This window comes from Bradyrhizobium sp. CCGE-LA001 (assembly GCF_000296215.2).
In the GTDB taxonomy this organism is placed as follows: domain Bacteria; phylum Pseudomonadota; class Alphaproteobacteria; order Rhizobiales; family Xanthobacteraceae; genus Bradyrhizobium.
The window spans coordinates 3,777,922-3,793,998 of sequence record NZ_CP013949.1 but is presented as its reverse complement, the minus strand read 5'-3'; the positions used below and the strand labels follow the sequence as shown (position 1 = coordinate 3,793,998).

The 16,077-nt window shown below is 64.3% G+C and carries 19 protein-coding genes; 8 read left to right on the top strand and 11 right to left on the bottom strand.

Annotated elements, in window-relative coordinates; translation table 11 throughout:
- Positions 1-48 precede the first annotated feature (48 nt).
- Positions 49-654 carry a GNAT family N-acetyltransferase gene (locus tag BCCGELA001_RS17435; protein ID WP_008563332.1) on the bottom strand — a complete coding sequence of 202 codons (606 nt, stop codon included), beginning with the start codon at positions 652-654 and terminating at the stop codon, positions 49-51.
- 152 nt (positions 655-806) lie between these two features.
- Positions 807-1,205 carry a PaaI family thioesterase gene (locus tag BCCGELA001_RS17430; RefSeq protein WP_008563333.1) on the bottom strand — a complete coding sequence of 133 codons (399 nt, stop codon included), beginning with the start codon at positions 1,203-1,205 and terminating at the stop codon, positions 807-809.
- A 120-nt stretch (positions 1,206-1,325) separates the two neighbouring features.
- Between BCCGELA001_RS17430 and BCCGELA001_RS17425 the strand changes: the two genes are divergently transcribed.
- Positions 1,326-2,114, top strand: coding sequence for a cobalamin-binding protein (locus tag BCCGELA001_RS17425; protein ID WP_060735888.1), 789 nt, complete (start codon positions 1,326-1,328; stop codon positions 2,112-2,114).
- A gap of 110 nt (positions 2,115-2,224) precedes the next feature.
- Here the strand turns inward: BCCGELA001_RS17425 and kynU are convergent, their stop codons facing one another.
- The 5 genes from kynU to BCCGELA001_RS17400 all read right to left on the bottom strand — a co-directional run bounded on the left by kynU (position 2,225) and on the right by BCCGELA001_RS17400 (position 7,448).
- Positions 2,225-3,427, bottom strand: a complete 1,203-nt coding sequence (kynU, locus tag BCCGELA001_RS17420) for a kynureninase (RefSeq protein ID WP_060735887.1) — start codon at positions 3,425-3,427, stop codon at positions 2,225-2,227.
- A 9-nt stretch (positions 3,428-3,436) separates the two neighbouring features.
- Positions 3,437-4,276, bottom strand: coding sequence for a tryptophan 2,3-dioxygenase (gene kynA, locus BCCGELA001_RS17415; protein WP_060735886.1), 840 nt, complete (start codon positions 4,274-4,276; stop codon positions 3,437-3,439).
- A 33-nt stretch (positions 4,277-4,309) separates the two neighbouring features.
- A complete protein-coding gene (locus BCCGELA001_RS17410) occupies positions 4,310-5,119 on the bottom strand; it encodes an alpha/beta hydrolase (protein ID WP_060737702.1) in 810 nt (269 codons plus the stop codon).
- 273 nt (positions 5,120-5,392) lie between these two features.
- Positions 5,393-6,670: an ArgE/DapE family deacylase gene (locus BCCGELA001_RS17405; RefSeq protein WP_060735885.1), complete on the bottom strand. Its 1,278-nt coding sequence runs from the start codon at positions 6,668-6,670 to the stop codon at positions 5,393-5,395.
- Positions 6,671-6,722: 52 nt separating this feature from the next.
- Positions 6,723-7,448 carry a pyridoxamine 5'-phosphate oxidase family protein gene (locus BCCGELA001_RS17400; RefSeq protein WP_008563336.1) on the bottom strand — a complete coding sequence of 242 codons (726 nt, stop codon included), beginning with the start codon at positions 7,446-7,448 and terminating at the stop codon, positions 6,723-6,725.
- Between the two features lie 73 nt (positions 7,449-7,521).
- On the opposite strand from BCCGELA001_RS17400, the gene pdxR reads away from it, so the two are divergent.
- Positions 7,522-9,009 carry a MocR-like pyridoxine biosynthesis transcription factor PdxR gene (gene pdxR, locus BCCGELA001_RS17395; protein ID WP_060735884.1) on the top strand — a complete coding sequence of 496 codons (1,488 nt, stop codon included), beginning with the start codon at positions 7,522-7,524 and terminating at the stop codon, positions 9,007-9,009.
- Positions 9,010-9,076: 67 nt separating this feature from the next.
- Complete coding sequence (locus tag BCCGELA001_RS17390) at positions 9,077-9,322, top strand: DUF6719 family protein (protein ID WP_060735883.1); 246 nt, start codon at positions 9,077-9,079, stop codon at positions 9,320-9,322.
- An 11-nt stretch (positions 9,323-9,333) separates the two neighbouring features.
- Here BCCGELA001_RS17390 and BCCGELA001_RS17385 read toward each other — a convergent pair whose 3' ends face one another.
- Positions 9,334-9,696, bottom strand: a complete 363-nt coding sequence (locus BCCGELA001_RS17385) for a hypothetical protein (protein WP_060735882.1) — start codon at positions 9,694-9,696, stop codon at positions 9,334-9,336.
- A gap of 34 nt (positions 9,697-9,730) precedes the next feature.
- Positions 9,731-9,895, bottom strand: coding sequence for a hypothetical protein (locus BCCGELA001_RS38360; RefSeq protein ID WP_008569450.1), 165 nt, complete (start codon positions 9,893-9,895; stop codon positions 9,731-9,733).
- Between the two features lie 417 nt (positions 9,896-10,312).
- On the opposite strand from BCCGELA001_RS38360, the gene BCCGELA001_RS17375 reads away from it, so the two are divergent.
- Positions 10,313-10,522, top strand: coding sequence for a hypothetical protein (locus tag BCCGELA001_RS17375; RefSeq protein ID WP_060737701.1), 210 nt, complete (start codon positions 10,313-10,315; stop codon positions 10,520-10,522).
- On the opposite strand, the gene BCCGELA001_RS17370 is transcribed toward BCCGELA001_RS17375, so the two are convergent.
- The gene (locus BCCGELA001_RS17370) at positions 10,512-11,060 is read right to left on the bottom strand and encodes a CreA family protein (RefSeq protein ID WP_060735880.1); all 549 of its coding nucleotides are present in this window, start codon (positions 11,058-11,060) and stop codon (positions 10,512-10,514) included. The genes BCCGELA001_RS17375 and BCCGELA001_RS17370 overlap by 11 nt on opposite strands.
- Positions 11,061-11,269: 209 nt before the next feature.
- Here BCCGELA001_RS17370 and BCCGELA001_RS17365 point away from each other — a divergent pair, with 209 nt between their 5' ends.
- From BCCGELA001_RS17365 to BCCGELA001_RS17350, 4 genes are all read left to right on the top strand, one after another.
- Entirely contained in the window at positions 11,270-12,832 is a 1,563-nt protein-coding gene (locus tag BCCGELA001_RS17365) for a L,D-transpeptidase (RefSeq protein WP_060735879.1), read from the top strand.
- Positions 12,833-12,922: 90 nt separating this feature from the next.
- Positions 12,923-13,492: a glutathione peroxidase gene (locus tag BCCGELA001_RS17360; RefSeq protein ID WP_060735878.1), complete on the top strand. Its 570-nt coding sequence runs from the start codon at positions 12,923-12,925 to the stop codon at positions 13,490-13,492.
- A 162-nt stretch (positions 13,493-13,654) separates the two neighbouring features.
- The gene (locus BCCGELA001_RS17355) at positions 13,655-14,668 is read left to right on the top strand and encodes a polysaccharide deacetylase family protein (protein ID WP_060735877.1); all 1,014 of its coding nucleotides are present in this window, start codon (positions 13,655-13,657) and stop codon (positions 14,666-14,668) included.
- A 7-nt stretch (positions 14,669-14,675) separates the two neighbouring features.
- Positions 14,676-15,227 carry a hypothetical protein gene (locus BCCGELA001_RS17350; protein WP_008563356.1) on the top strand — a complete coding sequence of 184 codons (552 nt, stop codon included), beginning with the start codon at positions 14,676-14,678 and terminating at the stop codon, positions 15,225-15,227.
- A gap of 175 nt (positions 15,228-15,402) precedes the next feature.
- On the opposite strand, the gene BCCGELA001_RS17345 is transcribed toward BCCGELA001_RS17350, so the two are convergent.
- Entirely contained in the window at positions 15,403-15,855 is a 453-nt protein-coding gene (locus BCCGELA001_RS17345; protein ID WP_008563358.1) for a DoxX family protein, read from the bottom strand.
- Between the last annotated feature and the right edge of the window lie 222 nt (positions 15,856-16,077).

Here is a 16,077-nt window from a genome sequence, read left to right as displayed (position 1 = left end):
TTACCTGAAATACGAAAGCGGACCGGCCTTGCCGGTCCGCTTTTTGATTCACGCGGCGCGCTTGCCATACATGCTGGAGATGATCTTCCAGCAGGTCGAATTGAGGCTGAGCAAGGCCCGGCCCGCCGTGAACGGCGAGGCCGCGAGATCGGCGAGCTCTGCCTCGGGCGTCTTGGCGAGATCGATCGTGCCGGTCGATTCGCCATGGCGGAATTGCAGATGCGCACCGAACTTCCTGGCGAGCGCCCGCATGGCGTGATTCTCCGCGCCCGTGGTGATGCGCAGGCGCTTATAGCCCTTCCAGCGCGCCTCCGCGATCAGGCGGCGGAACAGCACGGTGCCGACGCCCTGGCGGCGCGCGGAGGCCTCGACGCTGAAGGCGACCTCGGGCAGCGAATCGTCCTCCGGCGGATGCAGCTCAGCGGCACCGCGGACCACACCATCGACTATGTAGGCGACGATCACGGTGCCATCTTCGGCGCAGCGGGCGGCGTAACGCTCGATGAAGCTGTCGTCGAGGAAACCGTTGAAACGGTCGTGCCGGCTGCCGGCATCGAGCCTCAGCAGGTGATCGCGCAAAAGCGGCAATTCTTCCTGCTGGCTCAGGGTCCGCACATAGCCGGGGGCGGTGCGGACGGTCTCTTCAAGTACCACGTCAAAACTCCTCTTGGTGTCCCTCGAGGAGGCGTTCGAATCCCTAGGCCCCCAATATTGTGCATCGCACCATCATTTTCAAGACGGGAACCTGCCCAACTTCGCGGCAGCGTGAACGACTAATTAGGTAACGATTTCAAACTCCCGTAGCATTACAGGACCAGTTGGGTCTGGGTGACCAATGCGACCAGCTTGCCGTCCTCAGTTTCCAGCCGGGTGGTCCAGACTTGGGTCCGCCGACCCCGGTGGACCGGGGTCGCAGTGGCAATGATGATGGTTCCTTCCTTGGCCCCGCCGATGAAGTTGGTCTTGCTCTCCAGCGTCGTGGTGCCCTTGGCGTCCTCAGGCAGATTGAGCACGGTCGCAGCCGCCCCGACGGAATCGGCCAGTGCCATCACCGCGCCGCCATGGATGGTGTGATGAAGCGTGCAGAGGTCCGGCCGGACCGTCATCCGTGCCACCACACGGTCCTTCCCGGCCTCCACGAACTCGACGCCCTTGAGCTCGGCGAACGGCATCTTCATCGCTTGAAGTTTTTCGAGCGGCGTCATCGGATCTCCTCCCAATTCGTTGTTGTCTCAGCGTGAATTGCTTCGCGCGGCAAAGCAATGACGTCCGAGGTAATGGACGGGCTGACATCGGCGCTCCCACGGCGCATATGCTGCTCTCCCATGCGCCACTTCCCGCCCCGCCGCATCGTTTGCCTGACCGAAGAGACGGTCGAGACGCTCTATCTGCTCGGCGAGCAGGACCGTATCGTCGGCGTCTCCGGCTACGCCGTCCGGCCGCCCCAGGTGCGGCGGGAGAAACCGCGGGTGTCGGCCTTCGTCTCGGCGGACATCCCGAGGATCCTGGCGCTGGAACCTGAGCTGGTGCTGGCCTTTTCCGACCTTCAGGCCGGCATCGTCGCCGACCTCGTCCGTGCCGGCATTGATGTTCACGTCTTCAATCAGCGCGACCTCGCCGGAATCATGGCCATGATCCGCACGCTCGGTGCGCTGGTCGGCGCGGCTCAGCGCGCGGAGGACCTCGCTCGGAGTCTCGAGCAGCGCCTCGCCGCGATCACTGCAACGCCCCGCCCCTCGCCGCGCCCAAGAGTCTATTTCGAGGAATGGGACGATCCGTTGATCTCGGGCATCGGCTGGGTGTCCGAGCTGATCGAGATCGCCGGCGGCACGGATGTGTTTCCGGAGCTGCGATCACGACAGGCCGCGAAAGACCGCATCGTCTCGGAGAACGCTGTGCGCGAGGCCGCGCCCGATGTGATCCTCGCGTCATGGTGCGGCAAGAAGGTCGTCCCAGTCCGCATCAAGCAGCGCGATGGCTGGAGCGACATTCCGGCCGTACGCGACGATCGTATCGTCGAGATCAAGTCGCCGATCATCCTGCAGCCAGGACCGGCGGCGCTCACGGACGGGCTCGACGCGATCGTGAGGGCGTTGTGGGGTGAGCATCCCTGATCTCTCCGCCGTCATTGCGAGCGAAGCGAAGCAATCCAGAGCACCTCTGCGGAGAGATTCTGGATTGCTTCGTCGCAAGGGCTCCTCGCAATGACGTGGAAAGGCCTTCCTCACGTCACCGCGTGCACGACCTGATATTCCGGCCGTCGCCACACTTCGCCCGTGATCACCTCCTCGATGATCTCGGCGGCGCGGACGATCTCGTCCTCGCCGACATACAGCGGCGTGATTCCGAACCGCATGATGTCCGGTGCGCGAAAGTCGCCGATGACGCCGCGGGCGATCAGGGCCTGCATGGCGGCGTAGCCGCCGTCGAAGGCGAAGGAAACCTGCGAGCCGCGACATTCATGCGCGCGCGGCGTCACCAGCCTCAGAGCTGGACAACGGCGCTCGACCTCGGCGATCAGGAGATCGCCGAGCGCTAGCGAACGCGCACGGACCTCGGCAATATCAACCCTGTCCCAGATGTCGAGCGAGGCCTCCAGCGCCGCCATCGCCAACACCGGCGGCGTGCCGACACGCATGCGCTCGACGCCGCCGGCCGCCGCATAAGCGAGCTCGAATGCGAACGGCTTTGCGTGCCCCATCCAACCGGACAGAGCGGCACGCGCGCTGTCGGCATGGCGGGGCGCGACGTAGAGGAACGCCGGCGCGCCGGGACCGGCGTTGAGATATTTGTAGGTGCACCCGGCGGCGAAATCGGCGCCGCAGCCGGAGAGATCGACGGGCAGAGCGCCGGCGGAGTGCGCGAGATCCCAGAGCGTGACGATGCCGAGTGTGTGCGCTTTGGCGGTGAGCTTCGCCATGTCGTGGCGGCGGCCGGTGCGATAGTCGACCTCGGTGATGTACAGGACGGCGATCTCCTCCGAGAGCGCGACCTCGATCTCCTCCGGCGCCACCAGGCGCAATTGATGGCCGCGCCCGAGCGTTTGAATCAGGCCTTCGGCCATGTAGAGGTCCGTCGGAAAATTGCCGGTGTCTGACAGGATCGCCTTCCGCGACGCATTCATGTCGAGCGCGGCCGCGAGCGCCTGATAGACCTTGAGCGACAGTGTGTCCCCGACCATCACGGAGCCGGATTCCGCGCCGATCAGCCGCGCGATGCGATCGCCGACATGGCGCGGCTGGGCATACCAGCCCGCGGTGTTCCAGGCGCGGATCAGCTCATTGCCCCATTCGTCGGTGATGACGCGGCTAACGCGCTCGCCCACGCCTGATGGCAGCGCACCGAGCGAATTGCCGTCGAGATAGATCACGCCGTCGGGCAGATGGAACAACGCCCTGGTGTCGTCATAGACGCGAAGCTGGGGCATGAAGATCTCTCAGAGAATGGTGCGCACGCGCCAGAGCTCGGGAAACAGCTCGACCTCCAGCATCCGCTTGAGATAGCTGACGCCGCCAGTGCCGCCGGTGCCGCGCTTGAAGCCGATCACGCGCTCGACCGTCGTCACATGGTTGAAGCGCCAGCGCCGGAAATAGTCCTCGAAATCGACCAGCTTCTCGGCAAGCTCATAGAGCATCCAATGCGTCTCCGGCGCCTCGTAGACGATACGCCAGGCCTGCAGCACACCCTCGTTGAAGCCATGGGTCTCGCGGACGTCGCGCGACAGCACGGCCGCAGGCATCTTGAGCCCATGGCGGTCCGCGAGCCGCAGCACCTCGTCATAGAGGCTGGGCGTCGCGAGCTCGGCTTCGAGCAATTTTGTCGTCTCCACATCGTGGGCGTGCGGCTTGAGCATGGCATGGTTGCGGTTGCCGAGCAGAAATTCGATCAGCCGGTACTGGCGCGACTGGAAGCCCGACGACTGGCCGAGTTGCGAACGAAAGCGGGTATATTCGCTCGGCGTCATAGTGCGCAGCACGTCCCAAGCGCCGTTGAGCTGCTCGAAGATGCGCGAGACCCGCGCCAGCATCTTCATCGCGGGCTGCACTTCGTCACGTGCGATGGCGCGGCGCGCGGCGCTGAGCTCGTGGATGGCAAGGCGCATCCACAGCTCCGTGGTCTGATGCTGGATGATGAACAGCATCTCGTCATGGGCTTCCGAGAGCGGATGCTGCGCCCCGAGGATCGCATCCAATGCCAGATAGTCGCCATAGGACATGCGCCGGGCGAAATCCGTCTCGGCACCTTCTCTTGCAGGATCGTAATCGCTGGACGTCATGACGGGTCCTTTCGATCGATCATCCCTGCCGCGTCAATCGAGGCCGATCAGGCGCGCAGTGATCGGCGACGATGGGTCCTTGAGCCCATCGATCACCGTAAAATGGTTGAGCCCGGGATCGACGACGAGGCGCGTCGGCACGTCGAAACCGGTCCAGATATTGGCCATCAGGTCGGACTGGCGGATGAACTCCGGACGCTCGCTGCCGCCGACCCAGGCGGTCACAGGCGCATGTCCGCGCGGCAGATGCAGCGCCGCGCTCTCCAGCGTCGCCTCCTCAATGGTCATGCGCAGCGTCTCGTTCATTTTGGTCTTGAGCAGCGGCCGCAGATCATGCAGGCCGCTGATCGAGAGCGTGCCGGCGATGCGATTGTAGACGGCAGGATCGAGCCGGCTGTCGTCGCACAGCATACGCGTGACGAGATGGCCGCCGGCGGAGTGGCCGGCGAGCCGGATCGGCCCCGCGACCAGCGAAGCCGCTTTCGCGATCGCGGCCCTGATCTCGGCAGTGATGTCGGAGATGCGCGCGGCCGGGGTCAACGTGTAGCTCGGCAGCGCCACCGTCCAGCCATGGTGACGCGCGCCTTCGGCGAGATCTGTCCAGGTCGATTTGTCGAAGCGCATCCAATAGCCGCCATGCACGAAGACGACGAGGCCCTTGCTGTCACCGTCCGGCAGGACCAGGTCGATGTGCTGGCGCTCGCCGGTGCCATAGGCGATGTCCGCACGAAAATCCTTGAGCCCGGCACGATAGGCCGCCGCCCGCTCCGCCCACAGCGCCGGCATCTTGTCCGAGCCCGGGATATGGGCCGAATTGGCATAAGCATCATCCCAATCGCGCATGGTCACTCCCTGGGACTTGTTCAGCGAACTGAACACCAGTCTGCCACCGGACAGACCACCATCCTAGTCTTTCTTTTAAGCTTAAAGGAATTTGACAGCCCGTGTTTCGGGCACACGGCGCTGCCGCCGAGGCCGCATGGCGCAGGAGCGCCTTTGCCCACCCTGCCCACCCTCCAGAACTATCATCCGTCATTGCGAGCGCAGCGAAGCAATCCAGCCTGCCTCCGCGGCAACAGCCTGGATTGCTTCGTCGCAATGACCGCGGAGAGAGGCCTACGCCTTCTCCACGCCGCACCATTCCGCGATGAACAGCGCCATCGCCTTGGTCGTCTTCTTCAGCGAATCTAGGTCGACATATTCGTTGAAGCCATGCATCTCGCCGCCGCTGGCGCCGAAGCACAGGCTTGGGATGCCGTGGTTGAGGCCGTAGAACCGGGTGTCGGTGAGCGCGGTGAAGACGAGGTCTTCGACCGCGCCACCATAGACGGTGTTGAAGGCCTTGCCGAAGGCAGCCTCGGGCGCGGCGGCGTCAGTCAGTTCGTAGCCCTCCGATAGGAAGCCCGACCATTCGACTTCCGGCGGGTTATTGGCGAGGAAGCGGTGATTACGCGCAGCAGCCGCAACGCACGCCATGATCTCCTTCTGGTGATCCGCAATCGACCAGCCTGGCAACACGGCAATCCGGCAATCGACGTCGCACCAGGCCGGGACGCTGGAGGCCCAGTCGCCGCCCTTGATGATGCCGGGATTGAAGTTGATGGGATGGTTGAGCGTCTTGAAGTGCCGATCGGCTTTCGCGCGCTCGTTCCATTCGATCTCGAGCTTTTGCAGGGCCTGGATCAGGTGATAGGCCGCCATGATCGCATTCGCGCCTGAACCTGCGAAGGCCACGTGGGTCGGGTGTCCCTTCACGCGCAGGCGGAACCAGATCACCCCGACCTGCGATCGCACCATCTTGCCGCCGGTCGGCTCGGGAATGAAGCAGGCGTCGGCGCGATAACCGCGCTGTAGCGTCGAGAGTGCGCCGACGCCGGTGCTCTCCTCCTCGATCACGGATTGGAAGTGGATCCGCGCCGTCGGCTTCAAGCCCGCCGCCTTGATCGCATCGAGCGCATAAAGCGCGCCGATCGTGCCCGACTTCATGTCGCAGGCGCCGCGACCGAACATCTTGCCGTTCTTGATCACGGGCGAGAACGGTGGCGTCTCCCACAAATCCAGCGGACCTGCCGGCACCACGTCGCAGTGGCCCTGGAGGATCAGCGATTTGCCGGCGCTGGTTTGCGGACGGTAGGTCCCCACCACGGAACGCGCCTTGGAGAAATCGTGCTCGATCGGGCCAAAGCCGCGCAGGTCCTTGAGGTCGTCGACATTGATGTGCCAGTCGTCGACCTCATAGCCGCGCTCGCGCAGGAGGTCGCCGATCATGTCCTGGCACGGTCCCTCGGCGCCGCGGGTCGAGGGGATCGCGACGAAATCGCGCGTGGTCGCCAGTTGGGCTTCGAAGCCGGCATCGACGGCATCGAGGATCCTCTGCTGCATTTCGGCATTCATCAGGCAACTCCAGGCATTCGCATCGTTCGAGGGATGCGCAAGCTAGCCGATTTCAGCCGTTCGGGTACTCCACAAAATACGCATCCCGCAATGCATCTTCGAGCAGCCGGCCTTCCGAATAGCCATCCAGCGTCGCAGGACGGCTGACGCCGTCGAGCAGGCGCGGACACGGCTCGGGCGCGCCGAGCACGGTGCGCACCGGAATGCGCTCGGCGTAAACAGGCAATTCGTAGTCCTCGTCGTCGTCGGCCACGCCCTTGGCACGGACCTTGGCCGAGGCCTCCTCGATCTCCATCGCAATGAATGAGGTCGCCTTGATCTCCTGCGTGTTGCTTTGGCGCAGGCTGGCGGTGCGGCCCGGGAAAAAGCGGTCGACCATCGCGATCACCGCACGCTCCTTCTCGGCGGGATCGGTGACGAGATAGGCGGTGCCGAACGCCATCACCGCGCGGTAGTCGGCGGAATGGTTGAAGCCACAGCGGGCCAGCACGAGACTGTCGAGATGGGCGACGGTCAGGCAGACGCGCTCGCCTCTGGTCTGGTTGCGCAGCATGCGGCTGGCGCTACTCCCGTGCCAATACAGCTTCGTGCCTTCGCGCCAGAAGAATGTCGGCGTGCAATAGGGCTGGCCGTCGATCACGTAGGACACATGGCACAGCATCGAGGAATCCAGGATGCGGTGAACGGTCGCGTGATCGTAGAAGCCGCGGTCGTGACGGCGCTTCACCTGGTTGCGCGCTGACGTCGGATAGGAATTCGAAATCTCAACCTGGCTCACGGCCGGCTCCTCGGAAATGAAACAATCCCGGAGAGTTGTAGCCGCGGATTTGGTCTGCGATAGTGCCAATTCCATGCAAAAAATTCCGACCAATTCGTCCGCGGCGGCCAAGGCCCCTGCTCTGTCAAAGCCCGAGCTGCCGCTCAACCTTACTGGTCCGCACATCACGGCGGGCGCATCCGCCGCGCACCGGCTCTACCAGGCGCTGTGCGAGATGATCGTCGCGGGTCTCGTCAGGCCCGGCGAGCCGCTTCCGCCGTCGCGGACGCTGGCCAAGCAGACGGGCTTTCGCCGCAACGCCGTCGTCGCCGCCTATGAGCGGCTGATTGCGGACGGCTTTGCCGAGGCGACCGTCGGCTCCGGCACCTTCGTCGCAGCCCGGATTCCGGCGCGCGCCGCCGAGGCGAAGACGCCCAAGGCCGTGATCGAAGCACCGCGGCAGGGCGCATTCGCGCTCGGCTGCACCCATATCGACGAGCGCGCCGTGCAGCGGTTCCGCGCTTTCGTCGGCCGCCGCATGCGCGCATTCGGACCCGAGCATCTGCACTATGGCGATCCCCGCGGCAGCCGCGAGCTGCGCGCGGCGATCGCCGATCACCTGCTGTCGGCGCGAGGCCTGCGCTGCGACCCCGATCAGATCATGCTCACATCAGGCACGCTGCACGCGCTGCGCATCGTGCTGAGCGCGATCCTGAAAGCCGGCGACCGTATCTGGTGCGAGGACCCCGGTTATCCCATCGTGCGCCGGACGATCGCCCAATGCGGATATCGCATCGTGCCCATCCCCGTCGACGCGGACGGCTTACAGGTAGCCAAAGGTCGCGCGGCGGCGCCGTCTGCACGTGCCGCCTATGTCACGCCGTCGCACCAGTTTCCGCTGGGCGTCCAGATGTCGATGCCGCGGCGGCTCGTACTGCTGGAATGGGCCAAGCAGGCCGGCGCCTTCGTGCTCGAAGACGATTACGACAGCGAGTTCCGTTATGACGGCGCGCCCCTGATGTCGCTCGCCGGCATCGATCACCTCCAGCGCGTGATCTACATGGGCACCTTCGCCAAGACGCTGTTTCCGGGCCTGCGCATCGGCTATTGCGCCCTGCCCGAGCGGCTGATCGCGGACGTGACCGCGGCCCGCGCCACGCTCGACCGCTTTCCCGGCACGCTGATGGAAGGTGCCGTGGCCGACATGCTCAATTCCGGCGCCTTCGCTGCGAACCTCAAGCGCATGCGCAAGCTCTATCGCGAGGCGCGTGATGCCCTGGCCGCGACGCTGGAGACCAGATCCGACGGCGCACTATCCGTGCCGGTGCCGTCGCAAGGGTTGCACCTCGTCGCCCGGTTCGATCCCGCAGTCGATCCGCGGGTGGCGGCAGAGGCGAAGCAGGCGGCTGGTGCAGAGGGCTGGCTGCTGGCCGACACCTATTCACGCGCACGCCCCCTGCCCGGATTCGTGCTGGGATTTTCGGGGCACGCGGTTCCGCAATTGATCGCCTCGGCTGAACAGCTGGCGCGGGAATCGCGCTCGGCCCTGCGCGCCCGCAGCAAATCGCTTCGACGGGCGTGACGAAGCTTCACTATGAGAATCGGCTGCCACTTCCTAGATTGCGGCTATCGATCCGGGATCTCATATCATGCAGCTGCGCCGCGCGACTTGCCTGTCTCTCCTGATATCCCTCGCGCTCGCCTCGACGGCGCACGCAACAACGGTCGGCCGCGAACAGGACATCGTCGACCTCAAGCTTGGCCAGCGCGTGCTCGTAGATGACGGAACCTGCCCCGCAGGTCAGGTCAAGGAAGTGCGCGGCGCGAAGATGACCGACAAGGGCGTGTCGCGGACCAGCGCCTGCGTGCCGCGCTACGGTCCAAAAATCAAATGAAGACCTGAGAGCTACTTCGCCGGGTCGAACATGCACTGCAGGGTCGGCTTGGCGATCCTGGTGAAGGTCGGGCCGATTTCGCCCTGCTTGGACGTCGGTACCCAATCGGTCTCGATCGTCGGCACGCCGGTTTCGCTGATGCCCCGCAGCAGGGCCTCGCGCAAATCGCGATCCTCGACCATGGCAGCCGCATGGTCGTGGAGGCAGGTGCAAACCGCCTCGGGATGCTCCCAGCGCCCGAGCATACGTGGCGCACACTGACGCACGAATTCGCCGCGCGGATCCGGCAGCCTTGAGGGAGCGCGGACCTGCGCCTGAGCGGCAATGATCGTCAGGACGGAGATGAATGCTGCGGCGCAGAAACGAACGAGCATGATGGCCCTTGCCGGCTGATTTGCGTGTTGGCGATCAGAGGCGCGCGGCGAGCACGATCGGCTGCGGTGCGGTGATCGTCAGCGGCGGGCCGCTGTACTGGAAGGTGCCGACACCGGGCAGGCTGCCATCGGGCGTGCCTGCGAAGGAGGAGCCAGCGAGCACGAAACCGAAGGCAAGGATGAAGCTGAGCGCGCGCATGATCTTGTCTCCCAATTCGTGGCCGGCGGAGTGCCGTCGTCGTTGTGAAGCTGATAACCATGGGCGGTTTCCCCCGTGATGCGCCAAAAGCGGAAAATGGTTTCATCTTTCGCGCAAATTGTTTCGTCGCCTCCGGGACGACGAAACATTGAGCGTGAAATCCCAATCATTTCAGATGGGTCGCGCCAAGCCCCCAAGCCGCCCGGCAAGTTCCCATTCGAGCCCAAGCGAATCCGGAAGGCCGGCATCGTCACGCCCCAGCCTTACGCGCTTCACATGCGTTTTACGTTTTTCTGCTGAAGAGAAGCCGAACGAAGGCTGGGCCCTGTCGAACCGGGGGCGCTTCGGCTGCGACCCAAGCCATCGAAACCGAGACGCCCGGAATCACCGGACGCGTTCATTTGAGGGATGGCCATCATGATGGCGACAGATCGCGCAACGACGCGCGAGGCGGACCAACGGACGGGCCGCGGATATCGAGGAGCCGATTGCGGCCGCGCCAAATCCGCGGGGGAAATGGCGCTGCAATCGAGCCGCGGCTTTGAAGCCGCGCCGCAGACATTCGTGCGGCTGACCGGTTCGCATCTTGCGAGGCCGCGCGCCAGCCGCGCCGTCGTCAGTGAGTGAAGAACTCGCCGCACTTCTGCACGTTTGCGTCCGAAGGTCCCCACGGCATGATCGGTACCGTCGAGGTCGAGTTCTTCGGCGAGCCCTCGATCAGCCTGTCCGAATAGACCATGTAGACCAGCACGTTGCGCTTGGTGTCGCAGCCGCGCACGATCTGCATCTTCTTGAAGAACAGCGAGCGGCGCTGGCGGAACATGTCGTCGCCCTGCTCCATCTTGTTCTTGAACTTGATCGGGCCGACCTGGCGACAGGCGAGCGAGATGTCGGAGACCTCCTCGGCAAGGCCCAGCCAGCCCTTGAAGCCGCCCTTCTCCGGGACCGTGAAATGACAGGCCACGCCCTCGACCTCGGGATCGTCGAGACCATAGGTCGCGAGCTTGTCATTCGGGCTCATCCATTTGAACACGGTCGAGCGGCGGAAGATCAGATCCGGCTCGTCGGCAGCTTGGGCGGATGCCGCCGGCGCAGCCAGGGCCAAAAGCAATAAGGCGAGGCGTTTCAAGCGGATGCCGGCAAGACCAGGGAAACGAGATGACATGAAGTTCTCCGGTAACAAGTCCCCGCAATGTAGGAGCGCGACAGCCCGACAGGAAGACGACGCGCCAACGGACGCGGCCGCCGTTTACCGCTCCGTGAGGCTTTTTTGCTACGCCTTGGACAAATTGTAGCTGACGGCAGAACCGCGCTGCTGGTGAACGCGTATCCCCTTTGCGAGACTAACGTCTGATTTGGATGATGGATTCGAGGATGAATAGCGTGAACGGGGCCGCTTCTTCTACCAAGCCGGCGCGGCTATGGCAGGTCGCCTTGCTGACGGCGGCAGGTGCGATCGGTACGGCAAGCCAGGCGGACGCAGCGTATTATTATTGGACGGATTATTCCGACGGATCCTATTACGCCCGGCAGGATCGGCGCCTCGAGATACCGACCCAGAAGCCTCAGAAGCGCGCCACCGCGGCCAAGAAGGACAGCGTCGTCCAAAAGGAAGCAGGCACCAAGCCGCAAGGAGCGCTGGTCGTCGTCGTCTCGATCGAGCGGCAGAAGGTCGCGGTCTACGACAGCAACGGCCTGTTCGCGGAATCTCCGGTGTCGACGGGCATGAGGGGCCATTCGACGCCGATGGGTGTGTTCAGCATCATCCAGAAGCACAAATTCCACCACTCCAACATCTATAGCGGCGCGCCGATGCCGTACATGCAGCGGATCACCTGGTCCGGCGTTGCCATGCATGCCGGGGCGCTGCCGGGCTATCCGGCCTCGCACGGCTGTATCCGCATGCCGATGGCGTTCGCGATGAAGATGTGGAACTGGACCCGGATGGGCGCGCGGGTGATCGTGGCGCCCGGCCAGATGTCGCCGCAAAACTTCTCGCATCCTCTGCTCGCCGCGGTGCGCGTGCCGCCACAGCCCGCCGTCAGCCTCGCGCCGCAGATCAATGGCGACGACAAGGCCGATAAGGGTGCGGCGCAAACCAAGGCTGCTGAAGCCAAGCTCGCTGAAGCCAAGCCGGTCGAAACGAAGACCGCCAGTGCGGACAGCGTGCTCGACTTGCGCACCTCGGTCGGCCACACCGTGATGTCGGATGTGACGACCGGCAATGCGCCCGCCCGCGAGGACGCAGCGGCTCCAGCCGACAAGGTCGAAACCAAAACCGCCGAGGCATCCGACGCGGCCAAACCAGCAGCCACGGACGCGAAGGCCGTTGACGCCGCGGAAGCGCCGAAGGCTTCAACGACGACCGACAAGCCGGACGCCGCCAAGACCGACGCGCCGCCGCTTGCTGCCTCGCCCGACGTGAAGAAGGACGAGACGCGCATGGCCGACCCCGCGCCTGCGGCAAAGCCGGACGCGCCGAAGCGCGCCGGCCAGATTGCCGTCTTCATCAGCCGCAAGGATTCCAAGCTCTACGTGCGGCAGAATTTTGCGCCGCTGTTCGAGGTGCCCGTCACCATCGCCCCGAGCGACCGGCCGCTCGGCACGCACGTGTTCACGGCCGAAGTCGACAAGGCCGATTCAAATTCGCTGCGCTGGTCGGTGGTGTCGCTGCCGGTCTCCGTCCGCGCGGCTGCGCGCGATGACGGACGCGTGTCGCGCCGCAAGGGTGACGCTGCCGTGATCCCCGTTGCCGCAAAGCCGGTGGCCGCGCCGGACAGCCCGGCCGAAGCCCTCGACCGCATCACGATCCCTGCGGACACTATGGCCAAGATCAACGAGATGCTGACCACGGGTGGCTCGATCATCGTCTCCGACCAGGGCATCAACCAGGGCGAAACGGGCGAAGGCACCGACTTCATCGTCCGCCTGTACTGAGCTTTCATCGCTCCCGATAACGCGGTGTTGACGCGCGAGGTCGCGGCGGCGGAGTAACATCCGCCCCGGGTCATTTTGGGGGACGCCGTCATGATGAATCGCAGGACCTTGCTCACCGTGGCGATTGCCGGCACCATCGTGCCAGCGACGCGCACACTTGCCGATGGCGGCATGAGCCGGATTTCGGCCTATGCCTTCTCCTTCCGAGCATTGTCCGGCGACGACATCCGCCTTGCCGCTTTCACCGGCAAGCCGCTGCTGGTCGTGAACACCGCTTCGCTCTGCGGCTACACCCCGCAATATGCAGGCCTTCAAGAGCTTTGGGGCGAGTTTCGCGAGCGCGGGCTGACCGTCATCGGCGTGCCCTCCAACGATTTCGGCGCCCAAGAGCCCGGCGGCACCAGCGAGATTTCAGAGACCGCGCACCACCAATATGGCGTTACCTTCCCGGTCACGGCCAAGTCGGCCGTGATCGGATCGAAGGCGCACCCATTTTACAAATGGGCTGCCGACGCACGGCCAAGGGAGGTTCCAAAGTGGAACTTCCACAAATACCTGATCGGCCGTGACGGCTATATCGCGGAGGTCTTTCCGTCCGCTGTCGCACCGACCGATACGCGGGTCAAAACGGCCATCGCCAAGGCGTTGGCCGACAGCTGACGCCAGTTGGGCCCATCCGGCTGGGCACAATTGTGGCGCGGCATCAAACAGCCGTTGCAATGACGCGGGCCCACCATCTAGGCTAGGATCGTTTGGGCAGGACGTTTTGCCGCGAGCGAAAAGCCGCGGCGGAACAACGGGATCAATCTCGAGGACAACACAATGCGCGTGGCAGCAGGACTGATTTTGGCAGGCGCGATGTCTCTGGCCATGACGGGCGCGGCATGGTCGCAAGCCCCGGCCGCCAAGCCCGCGGCCGCGACGCAAGCCGCCCCAGTGGCACCGCCGGCCGCTGCGGCGCCTCCTGCGGCTCCAGCAGCTGCCGCCGCGCCAGCCGGCTTCGTCAATCCGCCGCCGCCGAAACAGGCGCCACAGCCGGCGCGCGCGGCTTGCAACACCCCCGGCGCGCTCGGCGTCGCCCGCACCGTCGAGATCGACACCACGGGTGGTCCCGGCTTCGGCTTCGAGCATTTCAAGGAGCTCGACTTCCTGCGCGACAAGGAGGTGGTGCTGACCTTCGATGACGGCCCCTGGCCGCGCAACACGCCCGCGGTGCTCAAGGCGCTCGCGGACGAATGCACCACCGGCATCTTCTTCATCATCGGCAAGCACGCGACTTATGAGCCGGAAATCCTGAAGCAGGTCCATGCGGCGGGCCACACGATCGGCGCGCACACCTGGTCCCACGCCAACCTCAACAACAAGAAGTTCACCGAGGCGCAGCGCAAGGACGAGATCGAGAAGGGCTTTGCGGCGGTGAAGTGGGCACTCGGCGGCGTCTCGCCGGCGCCGTTCTTCCGCTTCCCGGCGCTCCAGCATCCGCCGGAGATGGTCACCTATCTCGGCAACCGCAACGTCGGGATCTTCTCCTGCGACATCGACTCCTTCGACTTCAAGGCGTCCAAGCCCGAGAAGATTGTCGAGACCGTGATGAAGAAGCTCGACACCAGAGGTAAGGGCATCATCCTGATGCACGACTTCCAGAAGCACACGGCCGAGGCTTTGCCCGAGTTGCTGAAGCGCCTGAAGGCCGGCGGCTACAAGGTAGTGGCGATGCGTGCGAAATTCCCGGCTTCGACGTTGCCCGAATACGAGCAGGAGCTGGTCAAGGACCTCAAGCTCCCGACGGTGAGCCAGCGCCCGGTCAATTCCGTGGTGACGACCGTTTCCGAATAGACAGCAATTGTCTTTCCGGTTCGAAGGCTACGTCATCGTATCCGCGGACGGCATGCTCGCCGACGCTGGTCATGTGATGCCCGATAGCCTGAAGTTCGAAGGCGACAAGCTGTTCTTCGAGCAGTCGCTCGACCGCGCCGCGCTGATCGTGCACGGCCGCAATTCGCACGAGCAGCAGCCGAATTCACCCCAGCGCAAACGCCTGATCCTGACCCGCAAAATCAAGGCGCTGACCGTCGACCCCGAAATGCCGAACGCGACATTGTGGAACCCGGAGCATGCCAGCGTCGAGGAAGCCTGCGCCTTCGCCGATGTCGCCTCCGGCATGGTCGCGATCATCGGTGGCCCCGTCGTGTTCGACATGTTCATGGACCGCTACGACACGTTCTGGCTGTCGGAGGCCCCGCATGTGCGATTGCCCGGCGGCGAAGGCTGCTTTGTCGGCGTGCCCGAGCGGACACCGCATGACGTTCTCACGTCGCACGGAATGAAGCCCGCCACGCCGTATTTGCTCGACGCGGCGCACGAGGTGACCGTGACCCCGTGGCAGCGGAAATAGCCGTCTCACGACGCCGCTCAAATCCAAATGGGCAAAACAACCCCATGCACAGTACCGGCATGCAGATACCGCGCCGTATGTTGCTTATTAGTCTGCCAAAAATTGGTGCCCCCGCCGGCCGACGCAAAGCTGGCTAGCGCATCTGCGAAGAACCGCTCCCAGGGCGGATTGACGGCTACACGTCCCCGTAGGCCGCCTCGGCCGGACGCGTCGTGCGTCCGTAGCCGATGATCATGCAGAGCGCGCCGATGATCGACAGGTTCTTGAGCGCGTCGACCAGCATCTTGGCGTTCTCGGGCGCTGCCATGTTCCAGAAGTCGTAGAACAGCACGGTGGCGACCGCGACATAGATGATCAGCAACATCGCGAAGAAGCGCGCACCGAAATTCAGCGCGATCATGAGGCCGGCGATGACCTCGAGTCCTCCGACGGCGATCGCGAGCAGCTGCGGCGTAGTCATGGCGGTCGCGGTCTCGACCTGCTTGGCGTAAGGCACGATCACCTCGGGCACCACGACCTTGGTAACGATGAAGTCTGCGGTCGCCTGGATAGCGAACAGCTTGGTCGCGCCCGTGTAGACGAACAGGACGGCGAACAGGATTCGCCCGAAAGTCACGAACGCTGGCATGATCGGCCTCTTGGCAAAGCGCTAAGCAGGGAACGTGAGTGGATTATGAAGAGTCGTGCGCCGGTTTACAAATAGGGAAGTGAAGACCTGAAAGTATTTCAAATTAGCGGTCTCTTCCCTTCTCCCCTTGTGGGAGAAGGTGGCTCGCCGCGAAGCGGGGAGCCGGATGAGGGGTATCTATCAGCGAAAGGAAAGCGCGCCAGATATCAACTAGCGGAAGCA